The 17,542-nt window shown below is 67.5% G+C and carries 16 protein-coding genes; 11 read left to right on the top strand and 5 right to left on the bottom strand.

The window, feature by feature from the left end:
• The first annotated feature begins 55 nt into the window (after window positions 1-55).
• Window positions 56-1,411: a 30S ribosomal protein S12 methylthiotransferase RimO gene (gene rimO / locus ASG20_RS03630; protein ID WP_056050378.1), complete on the top strand. Its 1,356-nt coding sequence runs from the start codon at window positions 56-58 to the stop codon at window positions 1,409-1,411.
• A gap of 85 nt (window positions 1,412-1,496) precedes the next feature.
• Here rimO and ASG20_RS19265 read toward each other — a convergent pair whose 3' ends face one another.
• Window positions 1,497-1,643: a lmo0937 family membrane protein gene (locus ASG20_RS19265; RefSeq protein WP_139226855.1), complete on the bottom strand. Its 147-nt coding sequence runs from the start codon at window positions 1,641-1,643 to the stop codon at window positions 1,497-1,499.
• 164 nt (window positions 1,644-1,807) lie between these two features.
• On the opposite strand from ASG20_RS19265, the gene ASG20_RS03625 reads away from it, so the two are divergent.
• On the top strand, window positions 1,808-3,199 hold the full coding sequence (locus ASG20_RS03625) for a serine hydrolase domain-containing protein (RefSeq protein ID WP_056048618.1): 1,392 nt from the start codon (window positions 1,808-1,810) through the stop codon (window positions 3,197-3,199).
• Entirely contained in the window at window positions 3,196-4,578 is a 1,383-nt protein-coding gene (locus ASG20_RS03620; protein ID WP_056048616.1) for a leucyl aminopeptidase family protein, read from the top strand. Before ASG20_RS03625 ends, ASG20_RS03620 begins: the two co-directional genes overlap by 4 nt.
• Window positions 4,579-4,691: 113 nt before the next feature.
• Here ASG20_RS03620 and ASG20_RS03615 read toward each other — a convergent pair whose 3' ends face one another.
• Entirely contained in the window at window positions 4,692-5,390 is a 699-nt protein-coding gene (locus ASG20_RS03615) for a hypothetical protein (RefSeq protein WP_056048613.1), read from the bottom strand.
• A gap of 142 nt (window positions 5,391-5,532) precedes the next feature.
• Complete coding sequence (tpiA, locus tag ASG20_RS03610) at window positions 5,533-6,279, bottom strand: triose-phosphate isomerase (RefSeq protein ID WP_056048610.1); 747 nt, start codon at window positions 6,277-6,279, stop codon at window positions 5,533-5,535.
• 161 nt (window positions 6,280-6,440) lie between these two features.
• Between tpiA and ASG20_RS03605 the strand changes: the two genes are divergently transcribed.
• Window positions 6,441-8,396, top strand: coding sequence for a peptidylprolyl isomerase (locus ASG20_RS03605; protein WP_056048608.1), 1,956 nt, complete (start codon window positions 6,441-6,443; stop codon window positions 8,394-8,396).
• Window positions 8,397-8,400: 4 nt separating this feature from the next.
• Window positions 8,401-9,891, top strand: coding sequence for an anthranilate synthase component I (trpE, locus tag ASG20_RS03600; protein WP_056048605.1), 1,491 nt, complete (start codon window positions 8,401-8,403; stop codon window positions 9,889-9,891).
• Window positions 9,892-10,078: 187 nt separating this feature from the next.
• On the opposite strand, the gene ASG20_RS03595 is transcribed toward trpE, so the two are convergent.
• Window positions 10,079-10,483 carry a hypothetical protein gene (locus ASG20_RS03595; RefSeq protein WP_056048604.1) on the bottom strand — a complete coding sequence of 135 codons (405 nt, stop codon included), beginning with the start codon at window positions 10,481-10,483 and terminating at the stop codon, window positions 10,079-10,081.
• A gap of 211 nt (window positions 10,484-10,694) precedes the next feature.
• On the opposite strand from ASG20_RS03595, the gene ASG20_RS03590 reads away from it, so the two are divergent.
• The 4 genes from ASG20_RS03590 to moaC all read left to right on the top strand — a co-directional run bounded on the left by ASG20_RS03590 (window position 10,695) and on the right by moaC (window position 13,638).
• The gene (locus ASG20_RS03590) at window positions 10,695-11,291 is read left to right on the top strand and encodes an anthranilate synthase component II (protein WP_056050376.1); all 597 of its coding nucleotides are present in this window, start codon (window positions 10,695-10,697) and stop codon (window positions 11,289-11,291) included.
• A 115-nt stretch (window positions 11,292-11,406) separates the two neighbouring features.
• Window positions 11,407-12,396: an anthranilate phosphoribosyltransferase gene (trpD, locus tag ASG20_RS03585; RefSeq protein ID WP_056048601.1), complete on the top strand. Its 990-nt coding sequence runs from the start codon at window positions 11,407-11,409 to the stop codon at window positions 12,394-12,396.
• A gap of 1 nt (window position 12,397) precedes the next feature.
• A complete protein-coding gene (trpC, locus tag ASG20_RS03580; protein WP_056048598.1) occupies window positions 12,398-13,174 on the top strand; it encodes an indole-3-glycerol phosphate synthase TrpC in 777 nt (258 codons plus the stop codon).
• Window positions 13,171-13,638, top strand: a complete 468-nt coding sequence (gene moaC, locus ASG20_RS03575; protein WP_056048595.1) for a cyclic pyranopterin monophosphate synthase MoaC — start codon at window positions 13,171-13,173, stop codon at window positions 13,636-13,638. Before trpC ends, moaC begins: the two co-directional genes overlap by 4 nt.
• Before the next feature lie 88 nt (window positions 13,639-13,726).
• Here moaC and ASG20_RS03570 read toward each other — a convergent pair whose 3' ends face one another.
• Window positions 13,727-14,419: an energy transducer TonB gene (locus tag ASG20_RS03570; RefSeq protein ID WP_236698735.1), complete on the bottom strand. Its 693-nt coding sequence runs from the start codon at window positions 14,417-14,419 to the stop codon at window positions 13,727-13,729.
• 552 nt (window positions 14,420-14,971) lie between these two features.
• Between ASG20_RS03570 and ASG20_RS03565 the strand changes: the two genes are divergently transcribed.
• Together ASG20_RS03565 and lexA are read left to right on the top strand one after the other, a co-directional pair.
• Complete coding sequence (locus ASG20_RS03565; RefSeq protein ID WP_056048589.1) at window positions 14,972-16,153, top strand: molybdopterin molybdotransferase MoeA; 1,182 nt, start codon at window positions 14,972-14,974, stop codon at window positions 16,151-16,153.
• Window positions 16,154-16,221: 68 nt separating this feature from the next.
• Complete coding sequence (gene lexA / locus ASG20_RS03560; RefSeq protein WP_056048586.1) at window positions 16,222-16,896, top strand: transcriptional repressor LexA; 675 nt, start codon at window positions 16,222-16,224, stop codon at window positions 16,894-16,896.
• Window positions 16,897-17,542 lie beyond the last annotated feature (646 nt).

Below are 17,542 nucleotides of genomic sequence, written 5' to 3'. Positions count from 1 at the left end.
TGCATTTTCCACCGCCTAGAAAAAACCGAACTTTGCGCCTATGTGCGCGGGCTTCATGGCAACAACACTCCCCTCCCCGCCGAAGATCGGCATGGTCTCGCTCGGCTGTCCGAAGAACCTCGTCGACAGCGAACGGATCCTCACGCAGCTTCGCGGCGACGGCTACCAGATGTCGCCCGATTACGCCGGCGCCGACATCGTGCTGGTCAATACCTGCGGCTTCCTCGATTCCGCCAAGGAGGAAAGCCTCGAGGCGATCGGCGAGGCCATCGCCGAGAACGGGCGCGTCATCGTCACCGGCTGCATGGGCAAGGAAGCCGACGCGATCCGCGCGCGCTTCCCGCAGGTCCTCGCGATCACCGGCGCGCACGAATACGAGCAGGTCGTGGGCGCGGTCCACGAGGCCGCACCGATGCCCCCGTCCGCGTTCCTCAACCTGATCCCCGACGCCGGCCTGAAGCTGACCCCGCGCCACTACAGCTATCTGAAGATCTCGGAGGGCTGCAACCACCGCTGCTCGTTCTGCATCATCCCTAGCTTGCGCGGCGATCTCGTCAGCCGCCGCCCCGACGCGATCCTGCGCGAGGCGGAGAAGCTGGTCGAAGCCGGCACCAAGGAACTGCTGGTCATCAGCCAGGACACGTCGGCGTACGGCGTCGACCTCCGCCACGCCAGCTGGCCGGTGAAGACCGGTGGCCCGATGTCCCGCAACGAGGCTCGCGAAGTCCGCGCGCACATGACCGACCTGTCGCGCGAACTCGGCAAGATCGCGCCGTGGGTCCGCCTCCACTACGTCTACCCCTACCCGCACGTCGACCACGTCATCCCGTTGATGGCGGAGGGCCTCGTGCTGCCGTATCTCGACATCCCGTTCCAGCACGCCGCGCCGTCGGTGCTGCGCCGGATGAAGCGCCCCGGCAACGATGCGAAAGTGCTACAGCGCATCCACAACTGGCGCACGATCGCCCCCGACATCACGATCCGCTCGACCTTCGTCGTCGGCTTCCCCGGCGAGACCGAGGAAGATTTCCAGTATCTGCTCGACTGGCTCGACGAAGCGCAGCTCGACCGCGTCGGCGCATTCCGCTTCGAACCGGTCGAAGGGGCGGCGGCGAACCTGCTCCCCGACCACGTGCCCGAAGAGCTCAAGGAAGAGCGCTACGCCCGCATCATGGAAAAGACCGCGGCAATCTCCGCGGCCAAGTTGCAGGCCAAGATCGGCCGCACGCTCGACGTGATCATCGACGCGGTCGACGAGGAAGGCGCGACCGGCCGCTCAAAGGCGGACGCACCCGAGATCGATGGCGAAGTCTTCCTCCGCGACGCCGGCCACCTGACGGTCGGCGACATCGTCCCGGTCACGATCGAAGACGCCGACGATCACGACCTTTACGGCGTCCCCGTCGCCTAATCGTTCTCCCGCGAAAGCGGGAGCCCAGGATACCAAGCGATATCGCTCGTGACCCTGGGCTCCTGCGTTCGCAGGAGAACGCGATTCAGACTACGTTGCGGCCGGTGAACAGCTTGATCAGAACGACGATCACGGCGATCACCAGCAGGATGTGGATCAGTCCGCCTGCGACATGGAAGGCGAACCCAGCCAGCCAGAGGATCAGCAGGATGATGGCGATGGTATACAGCATGAGTATGTCCCCTAAGGCGTGACAGGCTCCCGGCCCCGCGATGAAACGTGCGTGTAACACGACGTGTTCCGTCAACATTTCTGCCCTAGCCTAACCCCTTCAACCGGCGCGGAATTAAAATCGCTACGTTGCGTGCGGCGGCCGGTTCTGCTTCGTTACGCGGCATGATCCTCCGCCTCCTCGCCGTCGCCGCGCTGCTCCCCGCTCCCGCCATCGCGCAATCGCTCACCCCGGCCGAAACCGCGCAGATCGATACGTTGGTCACCGGCGCGCTCGGCGATATCGGCGTGCCCTCAGCCTCGATCGCCGTCGTCCGCGGCGGCCGGATCGTGTTCGCCAAGGCGTATGGCAAACCCTCCGAGGCGATCGCCACGGCCGACCCGAAACTCCCCTACCAGATCGCCTCGATCTCGAAGCAGTTCACCGCCGCCGCGATCCTGTTGCTCGAGGACGAGGGCAAGCTCAGCCTCGACGACACCGTCGCCAAATACATCCCCGGGATCAACGGCGGCGACCGCATCACGATCCGCCAGTTGCTCAGCCACACCTCCGGCCTCCAGGATTACTGGCCACAGGACTACAGCTTCGCGGCGATGGCCAAACCCGTCACCCCGCAGCAGATCGTCGATCGCTGGGCGAAGAAGCCACTCGATTTCCAGCCCGGCACGCAGTGGCAATATTCCAACACCGGCTACGTCGTCGCCGGCATGATCGTCGAGAAGGTCGCCAAACAACCTCTGCTCGCCTTCCTCCAGCAACGCATCTTCAAACCGCTCGACATCCGCGCGCTCGACCAGGACAAGGCGATCGGCAAAGCGTTCCCGCAAGGCTATGGCCGCTTCGCCCTCGGCCCCGTCCGCCCCGAGACACCCAGCGCGGACGGCTGGCTCTACGCCGCCGGCGAACTCTCGATGAGCGCCGAAGACCTCGCCAAATGGGACGTCGCGCGCCTCAACCGCACCACGCTCCCCGCCGACGACTGGGCCGCGCAGGAAACCCCCGTCAAGCTCGTCGACGGATCGAGCAACGGCTACGGCCTCGGCGTCTTCACCGGAAGCGCGAACGGCCGCCGGTATGTCGAGCACAGCGGCGAAGCGGTCGGCTTCCTGTCCGAGAACACCGTCTATCCCGACGACAAGGCGGCGATCGTCGTCCTCACCAACAGCTGGTTCAGCGACGCAACAAGCCGCATCGCCGCGGGCGTCGCGAAGATCGTCCTGCCGCCCGCGCCAGCCAATGCCGAAGACACCGCCGCGCTCACCCGCGCCCGCGCCGTCTACGACCAGCTCCGCACCGGCACGCTCGACCGCAAAGGCCTGACCGAGGACGCCAATTACTACTTCAAGCCGGTCGCGCTCGCCGACTACAAGACCAGCCTCGGCGCGCTCGGCGAGCCCACCGCATTCGCACAAACCGGCAAGACCCGCTTGCGCGGCGGCTTCGTCAACCGCACCTACCGCATCACCTATCCCGACCGCACGCTCTCGCTCAGCACCTATGCCGAGCCCGGCGCGAACGGCCGATACGAACAACTTTTGGTGGCGCCCACACAATGACCGACTTCGCTTCGATGCTCCAACCCGACCGCGGCCAGCCCGCCCGGACGATCCACGTCGTCGAGCCCGACGCGTATGAAAGCTGGCTCGCCAAGCAGTCGCAACGCATCCGCACGACGATCGCCGCGCACCGCCTGACCGGCAAGCCCGGCGACCGCGCGGTACTGCCCGGCGAGACCGCGGACGACTGGTCGATGCTGCTGGTCTGCAACGAAGCCGTCACGTCGCCGTGGCGGATTGCGTCGCTCGGCGCATCGTTGCCCGCGGGCACGTATCGCCTAGCGGAAGGGCCGGTCGGCGCGGCCGGGCTCGGCTGGATGCTCGCCCAGCACCAGTTCACGCGGTACGTGAAGCCCGACGCAACCGGCCCGCGCGCGCTGCTCACCGAAGACGCCGCGCATATCGACGAAATGGTTCGCATCGCCGAAGCCACCGCGCTCGTCCGCGACCTCGTCAATACCGGCGCCTCCGACATGGGCCCCGCCGACCTGGAGGCCGCCGCCGAGACGCTCGCCAAACGCCATGGCGCAACGGTCACGACCACGCGCGGCGATGCGCTCGCGACCGGTTACCCGATGATCCACGCGGTCGGTCAGGCGGCGAGCAAGGACCGCGCGCCTCGCCTGATCGAACTCGAATGGGGCAACCCGTCGCACCCCCGCCTCGCGCTGGTCGGCAAGGGCGTCACCTTCGATACAGGCGGCCTCGACATCAAGCCCTCCGCCGGCATGCGGCTGATGAAGAAGGACATGGGCGGCGCCGCGCACGCCTTGGCGCTCGCGAGCCTGGTGATGGCCGCCAAGCTCCCGGTCCGCCTCCACCTCCTGATCCCCGCGGTGGAAAACTCGATCGCCGGCAACGCATTCCGCCCCGGCGACGTGCTCGCCACGCGCAAGGGCCTGACGGTCGAGAACACCAACACCGATGCCGAAGGCCGGCTGGTCCTCGGCGACGCACTGACCAAGGCGGGCGAGAGCGATCCCGAACTGATCCTCGACTTCGCCACGCTCACGGGGGCGGCGCGCGTCGCGCTCGGCCCCGACCTGCCGCCGATGTTCACCGACGACGAGTCGCTAGCGGCGGACCTGCTCGCGTCGGGACTGGAACAGAACGACCAGGTGTGGCGCCTGCCGCTCTGGAACGGCTACGACGAGATGCTGAAGTCGGATATCGCCGACATGGTCAACGCCCCCGATGGCGGGTTCGCGGGCGCGATCACCGCCGCGCTGTTCCTCCGCCGGTTCGTGCCCAAGGATACGGCATGGGCGCATCTCGACGTGTTCGCCTGGCGGCCGTCCGCAAAGCCGGGGCGTCCGAAGGGTGGCGAGGCTTACGCTCTCCGCGCCGCCTTCGCGATGTTGGCGAAGCGGTACGCTTAGCCCGTTCCCCCGCGGAGGCGGGGTCCAGGGTCACGAACGTCAGCCTGTGAGATCCTGGGCCCCCGCCTCCGCGGGGGAACAAGCAGATGCTCGGCACAGTCCAATCGAAGACCTTACCCCGTCGCGAACTGCCCGAACGGCAGCAGCTTGTCCGCCAGCGCCTTGGTCGCATTCGCGTCACCCGCACGCAACGGCACGAGCACCGCTACCGCAGCTTTCCGCACATACCCGTCGATCGCGGTCGGCGTCGGTGCCCTGCTCGCGGTCTCGACCAGCGCGCGTCCCCGAACATCGTTCGGATCGAGCTCGAGCCGCAACAATCCCGCCAAGCCGGCAAACATCGCGCGGTTACCCCCCAGCGCCACCGACCGTTCCAGCGCGTCGAACCCGGTCGCCTTTTGCGCGCCGGCCACCGCACGCCCGACGAACCGCCCTAGCTTGGCGATCACCCCGATATGCCACGCGCCCAGTGCAGCCTGCGCCTCGGCATTATGCGGATAGCGCGTCACCAACGCCTCATATTGCCGCCGCGCGGCAATCGCCTGCGATCGATTGCCGAGCAGCTTGGCACGATACCCATTCGCCATCGCCTGCATGATCGCGGCCTCGGCATCGTTCGGCGAACGGCTGAGCGCCTGCCCCGCGGCCGCAGCCGCCTTGTCGATCCGGGCCAGCGCGACACCGCGATCGCGGTCGACGAACCCGGCCTGGGTCAGCAATTCGCGCGGTGTCTCCGCCCTGGCGGGGATCGCAGATACCACCGCGCAGGCCGCGATCGACGCGCCGACGCATCCGGGAAACCACTTGGCCATATCAACCCTCGCACGAAAACCCATCCACGCCGATCAGACGATCATCTCGCCGAATCGTCCATTAATCATAAGACCATAGGGTTTATCGGGACTTAACAATTCTTTACACGGACACGTCTTTACGCTCGTACGCGGCGCCCCGTTACAGGGATGCCGCGGCTTGGATGATCGGCACGAACTTCTCCGCGGTCAGGCTCGCCCCCCCGACCAGCGCGCCATCGACGTTCGGCGTATCCAGGATCGACGCCGCGTTCGCCCCCGTCACCGATCCGCCGTACAGGATACGCACTCCCGCCGCTGCATCGCCGATCAGCATCCGCAGTTTCGCGCGCGCGATCGCGTGGATCGCCGCGATCTCGTCGAGCGTCGGCGTCCGCCCCGTGCCGATAGCCCAGCGCGGCTCGTAGGCCAGGGTGAACCAGCTGCCGTCGGCATTGTCCGGCACCGATTTCTCGATCTGCGCCTGGACGACTCGCTCGGCACGATCGGCGTCGCGCTCCGCCTCGGTTTCGCCGCAGCACAGGATGACGTGCAGCCCCTGCCGCCGCGCGGCCGCCGCCTTCGCCCAGGCGTCGTGGCTCGTCTCGTGCTGGTCCGCGCGCCGCTCCGAATGGCCGACGAGCGTGAACGACGCGCCGACTTCCTTGACCATCGCCGCCGACACGCAGCCGGTATGCGCGCCGGAGTCCGCCTCATGAACGTCCTCCGCACCGATCGCCAAACTCGGCACGCGCTCCGACGCGCCGGCGATCAGCGTGAACGGCACCGCGACCGACACGTCGATTCCCGGCGCGGCGCTCGCCGCCGCCGCGATCGCCTCGAGTTCGACGAGCATCGCCCGCGACCCGTTCATCTTCCAATTTCCCGCTACCAGCTTGCGCCGCATCATGTTCTCCCGAGCATTTTGCCCAGCGATAGCGCCGCCGCCAGTCCACGCACAACCCTAAGCGCGCCCATCCGGGCCAGCATCACCTCGACTCGCCCCGACTTGAAGAGCCGCCTTCGCCCCCGTAAAGCACCCATGTTCCCATCCCTGTCGATCGGCTGTCCATGCTCGCTTTCTTCCGCCGTCTTACCCAATCGAAGGCCGGCGTGATCATCACGTTCCTGGTGCTCGGCGTCATCGCGCTCGCGTTCGCGGCGGGCGATGTCACGGGGCTCAGCTCGATGACCGGCGGCGCTGGGATCACCGGCGGCGACGTCGCCAAGGTCGGCAAGGCCGAGGTCACCGCGAACGAACTCAAGACGCAGGCGCAGACGCAGCTCGAGGGCTTCCGTCAGGAACAGCCGACGCTCGACATGGCGACGTTCGTCAACCAGGGCGGGCTCGACGGCACGCTCGACCGGATCGTCTCCAGCATGGCGCTCGAGCAGTTCGGTCGTGCGCAGGGCATGGTCGTCAGCAAGCGATCGGTCGATGGCCAGATCGCCAGCATCCCCGCATTGCAGGGCCCGACCGGCAAGTTCGACGAGAATCTGTACCGTCAGATTCTCGCCCAGCGCAAGCTGACCGACGCGCAGATCCGCAGCGACATGGTCCGCGACACGTTCGCGCAGCAACTCACGCTGCCGAGCAACGGCGCGACGCAGGTGTCGAGCCAGCTCGCGCTCCCCTATGCCTCGCTGCTGCTCGAAAAGCGCACCGGCACGATCGGCTTCATCCCCGCCGCGGTGGTCCCTGCCGGACCCGCGCCGACCGATGCCGACCTCACCACATTCTACAAGCGCAACATCGCGCGCTACACGGTGCCCGAGCGCCGCATCGTCCGCTACGCGGTCATCACGCCCGAACAGGTCAAGGCGCAGGCCGTCCCGACCGACACGGAGATCGCCAAGACCTATCAGCAGGATCGCGCGCGCTACGCCGCGACCGAGAAGCGCACGATCACGCAGGTCGTCGTCGCCGACCAGGCCGGCGCCGCAGCAATCGCCGCCAAGGTGAAGGGTGGCGCGAGCCTCGCCGACGCCGCCCGCGCCGCCGGGCTCGAAGCCTCGACGCAGACCGGCGTTGAAAAGGCCGCCTATGCCGGCACCACTTCGCCGCAGGTCGCCGACACGGTGTTCGCTGCTGCCGACGGCGCGGTGATCGGCCCCGTCCGTACACAGCTCGGCTGGACCGTCGCCAAGGTCGACAAGATCGACAAGGTCGCGGCCCGTTCGCTCGACCAGGTCCGCGGCGAGATCGCCGCCGCGCTCGGCATCCAGAAGGCCGCCGCGGCGCTGTCGGACATCCACGACAAGATCGACGATTCGCTGTCGAAGAACGCCACGTTCGACGAGGTCATCGCCGACCAGAAGCTCAAGCCGGTGACCACGCCTGCGCTGATCGCGAGCGGTGCCAACCCCGACGATCCCGCCAGCCAGCCGAACGCCGCGATCGCGCCTCTCGTCGCCGCTGCGTTCCAGGCCGCCGAGGGCGATGCCCCGCAGCTCGTCCAGCTCGGTACCGACGGCGGCTTCGCGGTCGTCGCGCTCGGCCGCGTCGTCCCCGCGACGCCGCGGCCACTCGCGCAGGTTCGCGCTGCCGTGCTCCACGACGTCACCGCCGATCGCGCGCGCCAGGCGGCGCGGAAGGTCGCTGCCGACGTGCTGGCGCGGATCAACAAGGGCATGCCGATCCAGCAGTCGCTCGGCCAGACCGGGCTGAAGCTGCCCGCCGCACGCCCACTGACCGCCTCGCGCGCGCAGATCGCCGCGGATCCGCGCGGTGCGCCGCCTGCGCTCGCGTTGATGTTCAGCATGGCGCCGAACACCGCCAAGACGCTCGCGGCACCCGACGACAGCGGCTGGTTCGTCATCAAGCTCGACAGCATCGCCAGCGGCAATGCGGCCGGCAACGCCGTCGCGATCAAGGCGGCGCGCGCCAATATCGGCCGCTCGGTCGGTCGCGAATATGTCGAGCAGTTCGCCAAGGCGGTTCGCGCCGACGTCGGCGTCAAGACCAACGCGGCCTCGCTCGCACGCGTCCGGGCCGACCTGCTCGGCCAGGGCGGCGGCGGGAACTGATCGCATGAGCGCGCGTGAAGTTTTGGCCGAAGGGCGTCCTGCGCTCGTCTGGCGCCGTCAGGTCGCCGATACCGAAACGCCCGTTGCCGCCGCATTGAAACTGATCGAGCCGGGGCGTGGCGACTTCCTGCTCGAATCGGTCGAGGGCGGCGCGATCCGCGGTCGTCACAGCCTGATCGGCCTCGCCCCCGACCTGCTGTTTCGCGCGCACGGCCACCGCGCCGAGATCAACCGCCACTGGGCGACGGATCGCGAGACGTTCGCGCCGTGCCCGGTCCCCACGCTCGACGCGTTGCGCGCGCTGGTCGCCGAATGCCGTGCGGAGGTTCCCCCCGAACTGCCTCGCGCGCTGGCCTGCCTGGTCGGCTATTTCGGCTATGAGACGATCGGCTTGGTCGAGGACCTGTCGCAACCGCCGGTCGATCCGCTCGGCCTGCCCGACATGATCTTCGTGCGGCCGACCGTCATCCTGGTGTTCGATCGCCTTGCCGACGCACTCTATCTCGTCGCGCCCGCCTGGCCCGATCCGACGCGCGGTGCCGACGCGATCGTGGCCGAAGCCGAAGAGCGTCTCGATGCGGTCGCCGCCAAGCTCGCCAGCACGCCCGTCCCCGCGCCGGTCCGCGCCGACGTCGCCGAACCGACCTACACGCCCGCGCTTCCCGAGGGCCGCTACGGCGAAATGGTCGCCACTGCTAAGGACTATATCCTCGCCGGCGACATCTTCCAGGTCGTGCTCGCCCAGCGCTTCAGCACGCCGTTCGCGCTGCCGCCGTTCGAGCTCTACCGCTCGCTACGCCGCATCAATCCGTCGCCGTTCCTGTACCACCTCGACCTGCCGGGCTTCGCGCTGATCGGATCAAGCCCCGAGATCCTCGTCCGCGTCCGCGACGAGGAAGTCACGATTCGCCCGATCGCCGGCACCCGCCCGCGCGGCAAGACCCCCGCGGAGGACGAGGCGAACCGCATCGGCCTGCTCGCCGACCCGAAGGAGCGCGCGGAACACCTGATGCTGCTCGACCTGGGCCGCAACGACGTCGGCCGCGCCGCGTCACCCGGTTCGGTAAAGGTGACCGCCAGCTACGGCGTCGAATTCTACAGCCACGTCATGCACATCGTCTCGAACGTCGTCGGCACGTTGTCCCCCGACAAGGACGCGCTCGACGCCCTCTTCGCAGGCTTCCCCGCCGGCACGGTCAGCGGCGCACCGAAGGTCCGCGCCTGCCAGATCATCGCCGAGCTCGAACCCGAACGCCGCGGTGCGTACGCGGGCGGGGTCGGCTATTTCTCCCCCGATGGCTCGATGGACTCGTGCATCGTGCTGCGGACCGCGGTGGTGAAGGACGGTACGATCCACGTCCAGGCGGGCGCGGGGATCGTCGCCGACAGCATCCCCGAATACGAACAGCGCGAATGCGAAGCCAAGGCCGGCGCGATCCTGGCCGCCGCACGCGAAGCGGTTGGTCGAGCCAAGGCGCCGGGTTTCGGCCAGTAAACCGTCAATGACCTAGCAGGAAACTAGCCACAGCCAGCGGTCATACCACCCCGGCGAAGGCCGGGGCCCAAATGGCAAGGTCGCAGTAATCGCCCGCAACCCTCGTTACTCCTGTTTCCCAATTGGGCCCCGGCCTTCGCCGGGGTGGTTGGTTTTGAGGGAGTGAGCGTTCCGACTGACCAAACGCTTAAGGCTGCGTGTTCGACTCGCTCGCCGAAGCCCGACGTTCCGCCGCATACGCCTGGTTGCGCTGCATAAAGCAGCCCGACTGACCGCCCGTACCGACCGCCGAACACGTATCCGGCAACCCGCCAGCCACGCGCCCGACCTGATCCATCGTCGCCGCGCGGTTCACCCAACTCTGGTTCTTCGCGGCGATCGGCTTGTCGTCGCGCAGCGATTTCGGGATCCGGTACGGCTGGTCGAGCGTCGAGCACACGACGATCTCGCCACCGCTGGACTTCGGGCATTTCTGGTCGCCGGTCAGCGTGACGCTGCGAATCCGCTGGGGCGGCGTGTCGACCTGCGCGTCCTGCGCGTAAGCCATGCCGGGAAGGGCGATAAGTGCAGCGAGGACGACGGTACGTAACATCGGTTAAGCTCCTTTGAACGGATAACGTCCGTCACGCGGCATTGCTCCGCGCTGAATGATGCGCGCCTGCCTTGCCGATATAGGGACGACGCCGGCGATCCGCGACCGCCGCGTGGCGAAATCGGGGCAATCGGTCGCAGCCATCGATCAAGCGCGACGTCCGGGCACGCTGCCATGTTGCACCACGCCGCGCTTAGGCTATGGCGGCGCCATGATCCTCGTCGTCGACAATTACGACAGCTTCACCTGGAACCTCGTCCATTACCTGATGGAGCTTGGTACCGAGGTCGAAGTCGTCCGCAACGATGCGATCTCCGCCGGGCAGGCTCTGTCGTCGGGCGCGGACGCGTTCCTCATTTCCCCCGGCCCCTGCACGCCGACCGAGGCGGGCGTAAGCCTCGACCTCGTCGCGGCCTGCGCGGATGCCGGCAAGCCGCTGCTGGGCGTGTGCCTCGGCCATCAGGCGATCGGCCAGCATTTCGGCGGCAAGGTCGAGCGCGGCGGCCTGATGCACGGCAAGACCTCGCCCGTCGTCCACGACGATACCGGGCTCTACGCCGGCCTGCCCTCGCCGTTCATCGCCACGCGCTATCACTCGCTGATCGTCAACGCGGTCCCCGAGACATTGGTGGTGAACGCGACCGCGCAGGACGGCACGGTGATGGGCTTCCGCCATACGACGCTGCCGATCCACGGGGTACAGTTCCACCCGGAGAGCATCGCCACCGAACACGGCCACGCGATGCTGGCCAACTTCCTCCAGATGGCCGGGATCCCGGTCAAGCCACGCGAAGGCCTGGAGATATGACCGCTGCCTTCCGTCACCCCGGACTAGTTCCGGGGTCCACCGTCCCGCACGCTCGCCGGCCGTTGAACACGCGGAACGGTGGATGCCAGAACGAGCCCGGCATGACGGTGGTGGCATGACCACCACCCTCCTCCCAGACCCATCCTCCCCCCTCTCCCGCGAATCCGCCCGAGAAGCCTTCGCCGACATCCTCGACGCCCGCGCGAGCGACGACGCGATCGCCACTTTCCTCACCGACCTGGCGACCCGCGGCGAAACCAGCATCGAGATCGCCGAAGCCGCGCGCGCACTCCGCAACCGGATGATCCCGATCGACGCCCCTGCCGGCGCGATCGACGTCTGCGGCACCGGCGGCGACGGCCACCACACCCTGAACGTCTCGACCGCCGTCGCGCTCGTCGTCGCAGCGTGCGGAGTCCCCGTCGCCAAGCACGGCAACCGCGCCGCCTCCAGCAAGGCCGGCGCTGCCGACACGCTGGAAGTCCTCGGCCTCGACATGGACCGCGTCGGCGCCACCGCGGAGGCAAGCCTCAACGAGATCGGCATCGCCTTCCTGTTCGCCGCCAACCACCACCCGGCGATGAAGCGCATCACCCCGATCCGCCAGCGCATCGGCAAACGGACGATCTTCAACCTGATGGGCCCGCTCGCCAACCCGGCCGGCACCACCCGCCAACTCATCGGCATCGCCCGCCCCGATTACGTCACGCTCTACGCCGAAGCACTCGAACAACTCGGCACCGAAGCCGCGCTCGTCGTGTCCGGCGAAGAAGGTCTCGACGAACTGTCGGGTGCCGGCCCCAGCATCGTCGCCTCGGTCGGCACCGTCACGCTGCCGCGCAAAGTCGCCCCCGAAGACGCACGCCTCACCCGCCACGCCATCACCGACATCCGCGGCGGCGACGCACACCACAACGCCGACGCACTCCGCCGCCTGCTCAAGGGCGAGTCCGGCGCCTACCGCGACGCCGTCCTGCTTAACGCCGCCGCCGCCTTGATGGTCGCCGGCACCGTCCCCAACCTCGTCGACGGCGCGGCCAAGGCCGCCGCCGCCCTCGACACCGGCAGCGCCGACGCGCTGCTCGCCCGCTGGATCGCCTACTGACATGACCATGCTCGACCGTATCCTCGAGACCAAGCGCGCCGAAGTCGCTGCACGCAAGGCCACGACCTCGCTCGCCGATATCGACGCCGGCATCGCCCGGATGTCGAAGCCGCGCGGCTTTCGCGCCGCGCTCGACGCGAAGACCGGCTACGCGCTGGTCGCCGAGGTCAAGAAAGCCAGTCCCTCGAAGGGCCTGATCCGCGCCGACTTCGACCCCGTCGCCCACGCCCGCGCCTACGAAGCCGGGGGTGCCGCCTGCCTGTCGGTCCTCACCGACGAAAAGTGGTTCCAGGGTTCCGACGCTTACCTCACTGCGGCCCGCGACGCCGTCTCGATCCCCGTGCTGCGGAAAGACTTCATGGTCGACCCGTGGCAGTCGACCGAAGCGCGCGCGATCGGCGCGGATTGCATTCTCATCATCGTCGCAGCACTCGACGACATCCAGATGGCCGAGATCGAGGCCTCCGCGCTCGAATGCGGCATGGACGTGCTGGTCGAGGTCCACGACGCGCACGAGATGGAGCGCGCGCTGCGGCTCAAGTCGCGCCTGATCGGCGTCAACAACCGCGACCTGCGCGACTTCTCGGTCGACTTCCAGCGCACCTACGACCTCGTCGGCAAGGCGCCCAAGGACTGCACCTTCGTCGCCGAAAGCGGCCTCACCACACGCGCCGAACTCGACGCGATGGCCGAGCACGACATCCACTGCTTCCTGATCGGCGAAGCGCTCATGCGCCAGGACGACGTCGAAGCGGCAACGCGCGCGCTCGTCGGATGACCGGCCTAACGCACATCGACGAAGCCGGCGCGGCAAGAATGGTCGACGTCGGCGGCAAGGCGGTGACCGCCCGCGAAGCCGTCGCCTCCGGCCGCATCACCATGTCCGCCGAAGCCGCCGCGGCGATCGGCGCCGGCACCGCGAAAAAGGGCGACGTCCTGGCCGTCGCGCGCGTCGCCGGCATCATGGCCGCCAAGCGCACCAGCGACCTGATCCCGCTTTGCCACCCGCTCCCGCTCACCAAGGTCGAGATCGACCTCGTCGTCGACGAAACCGGCGTAACCGCCACCGCCACCGCCTCGACCGAAGGCAAGACCGGCGTCGAAATGGAAGCCCTGACGGCGGCCACGGTAACGCTCCTGACGATCTACGATATGGCGAAGGCGATCGACAAGACGATGGTCCTCACCGACATCCGCGTCCGCGCAAAGTCCGGCGGCAAATCCGGCAACTGGACCGCGTAACAAGGAACCCTCTCCCCAACGGGGAGAGGGAAAGACGCCAAAGGCGGCGAGGGTGAGGGCAAGCCAAGCAGAACGCGCTCAGCTGAACTCAATCCCCACCCATAGCCCATTCATGATCCTCCACGATCGTAGACTCGACCGGCCGCCCCGCCGCATCGAGCGAGGGATCATACCGAAACCGCTCCTCGATCAACCGACACGTAAGCGTATCAAGCTCCCGGCTTCCGCTCGACCGGGTCACCCGGCACCGCGAAACCCGCCCATCAGTCTGGACCAAATACCGCACCGAAACCCGCCCCCGGATACCCGTCTCCGCCGCCTCGCGCGGATAGTCGGAATCCTTCAACCGCCCCCTGCGCCATCGCGGCGGCGTTTCCTCGCCCCCGCCACCGTCGCCATCGCCATACCCACCGCTCCCGGTGCCATTGCCGATCCCGCCACTCCCGGTCCCCGGCCCGCGAATATCCGAAGCCCCCGCCGTCGCCTGCGCCCCCACCCCAGCCTTCTCCGCGACTACGACCGGCGGCGGCACCACAACCGGCACCACAGGCGGCGGCGCCACCACCTCCGTAGCCTTCGACTTCAGATTAGGCGGCGACGCAGCCCCCTCCGGCTTGCGGCTAGGCGAAGGCCGAGGCCTGACCTTCTGCTCAGGCGGCGGTGGCGGAGGCGGCGCCGCATCGAACACCTTCAACGCATCGCTCACCGCCGCTGGCATCGTCACCACCAGCCCGTTGAGCAGCGCATAGCCCAGCACTCCCGGCAACAGGACAGCGCCCACCGCCGCCCCGATCCTGTCTCTCGCCCGAGGCTGATTCCGTGTCATCGTGCTGATCTGGTGTCTCTTTCCCCCAAACAAAGCCCCGCACCGGATGAACCCGCGCTGGCCAACGGTCGAGGAACGCTATCGAGGACCCATCCGCACTCGGCAGTCACCGCCGGAGAAGCCCGCGACCAAATCAAAACACCACCCCGGCGAAGGCCGGGGCCCAGTTGGGAAGGCCACAGTATTAGAGGGCAACCGTTCCGCCCAACCCTTGTTTCCCCGCGAAGGCGGGGACCCAGACTGGGCTCCCGCCTTCGCGGGAGAACAAGGAGGTGGGAGCGACGTTCGATCTAACGCAGTCAAGTCAGTCACAAAGACCGCCCTGCCGTCGCACTCCCGGCCAACGACACCTGTCCTACACACCAAACCCATGGCAAAGCACGGAACCTACCCCCACGCCCCGCGCTTCCCCATACAACACGCCAAAAGCGCCAACCGCAAAACGCTCCCAGCGTCTACACTTCCTATACTTCACTTTTCAGAACCGCCCAGAAACAGAGCCTTAGCATGACCCTAGTCCCCGTCGCCGAAGCCCAGTCCCGCCTCTTCGCCATGGCCCACCGCGTCGGCCACGAGACCGTGGCCTTGCGCGAAGCCGCCGGCCGCTGGGCCGCTGAGGACATCCTCGCCCGCCGCACGCAGCCCGCCGCAGACCTCTCCGCGATGGACGGCTACGCGATCCGTTACACAGACCTCCCCGGCCCCTGGAAAGTCATCGGCGAAAGCGCCGCCGGCCGCCCCTTCGCAGGCCAGGTTGCCCCCGGCCAAGCCACTCGCATCTTCACCGGCGCCGCCATGCCCGACGGCGCCGACACCGTCATGGTCCAGGAAGAAGCCGAGCGTGACGGCGAAACCCTGATCCTGGCCGGCGAAGGCCCTCTGACGCTCGGCCGCAACACCCGCCGCAAGGGCCTCGATTTCTCCACCGGCACCCGTCTGATCGCCGCCGGCGACCGCCTCAGCCCCGCGCGCATCGCCGTCGCCGCGACCGGCGGCCACGGCAGCCTCACCGTCAACCGCCGCGTCCGGGTCGCCGTCGCCGCCACCGGCGACGAACTCGTCTCCCCCGGCTCCACCACCGACGGCGTAGCGCTCCCCGAATCGAACGGCATCATGCTCGCCGCGATGCTCGCCGACATGCCCGTCGACGTCATCGACCTCGGCATCCTGCCCGACAATCTCGAAATCCTCCGCGAAGCCTTCGCCAGCGTGCAGGCAGACCTGCTCGTCACCACCGGCGGCGCATCGGTAGGCGACCACGACCTCGTCCGCCCGGCGATCGAGGCGGCCGGCGGCACCATCGATTTCTGGCGGATCGCGCTGCGCCCCGGCAAGCCGATGATGGCCGGCCGGATCAGCGACATGATGGTGCTCGGCCTCCCCGGCAACCCGGTCTCCGCGTTCGTCACCGCGACGCTGTTCGTGAAGCCCGTCGTCGCGCACATGGCCGGCGCACGCGACCCGCTCCCCCAGTCGACCCACGCCCTCCTCGGCGAAGACCTCCCCGCCAACAACGCCCGCACCGACTATCTCCGCGCCGAACTGCGCGACGGCAAAGCCTATGCCTCGACGATCCAGGACAGCTCGATGCTGCTCACGCTCGCCCGCTCGACCTGCCTGATCGTCCGCCCCGGCAACGCGCCCGTAGCAAAGACAGGCGAATCGGCGGAAATCCTTGTGATCGCGTGATACGGACGCTTGACGCCGTTAATTATGTTCCATAGAAGTTCCCAGTCTGTTCCGGACGGAGAACCGCCATGCTCACGCGCAAGCAGCACGAACTCGTCTGCTTCATCAACGATCGCCTCAACGATACCGGCGTCTCGCCGTCGTTCGAGGAGATGAAGGACGCACTCGACCTCAAGTCGAAGTCGGGCGTCCACCGTCTGATCAGCGCGCTCGAGGAGCGCAACTTCATCCGCCGCCTGCCGAACCGCGCGCGCGCGCTCGAAGTGCTGCGCATGCCCGAGCGTCCGGAAAAGAAGACCCCGTCTAAGCCGTCGAACGTCAAGGCAGCCCCCGCCGCCGCGACGCCGCAACCGGCCAACGACGTCATCGAGATTCCCCTCCACGGCCGCATCGCCGCCGGCGTCCCGATCGAAGCGTTCGAAGGCAGCACCATGCTAGCAGTCCCTGCGGCACTCCTCGGCACCGGCGAACACTACGCCCTCGAAGTCTCGGGCGACTCGATGGTCGAAGCCGGCATCCTCGACGGCGACTACGCCCTGATCCGCCGCACCGAAACGGCGCGAGACGGCGAGATCGTCGTGGCCCTGATCGAAGACAGCGAAGCCACCCTAAAATACTTCCGCCGAGAAGGCGCCATGGTACGCCTCGACCCGGCGAACCGAGCCTACGACCCCCAACGCTACGCCCCCGCCCAAGTCCGCGTCCAAGGCAAACTCTCCGGCATCCTCCGCCGCTACGACTGAGCCGCGGAGGGGCGGCCGATGTGGTTGCCCGGCGCGTCGGCCCCATTCTCTAGTCGCGCCGATGAGGACGTATGTCGAACGGTACGACAAAGCCCCCGTTCGTTGGAAAAGGGCGCCGGAATTGGTCGGCAGGGCCAGCAATTTGGTCAAGAGCGTTAAAGCTGATGCAAGTGTGTTGATGCAGTCTTTACAGAATGCTGTGAGGCGCATGGACGTCTATTCTCGATGCGGCATGGCATTCGGAAGACGATCTCGCATTCCATGAAAAAAACGCCGTCCTAGGCAAAAATAGATAATCTCTGCGCCTCCGCGCCTCTGCGCGAACATCTCTTTGACGCCCCTTGGCGCAGCAGAAGATTGGTTCGCGCAGAGGCGCAGAGACGCAGAGGTGTTCCGCTCCGAGAAGAACGCCGCCGTTCCAAACGCCTTCGGAATGAGACCCAGACAACCGCCCGCCAAATTTACTTTGCCCTGCAAAACTTCTCCGCGGCTCCGCGTGAACATTCATCTCACTACAATCGCATGCGGACACGGATGATTTTGCTCACGCGAAGGCGCAAAGGCGCGAAGATGTTGTGCCTGGACCTGCGTCTAGCTTCCTTCCCAAGCAGCGATGCAGCCAACATGACGCGATCGTTTATCGAAT

Origin of the sequence: Sphingomonas sp. Leaf198, from assembly GCF_001424005.1 — a bacterium.
Lineage (GTDB): Bacteria > Pseudomonadota > Alphaproteobacteria > Sphingomonadales > Sphingomonadaceae > Sphingomonas.
Note: the sequence above shows the minus strand (reverse complement) of the source record. Positions and strands in the feature narration are given on the sequence as shown.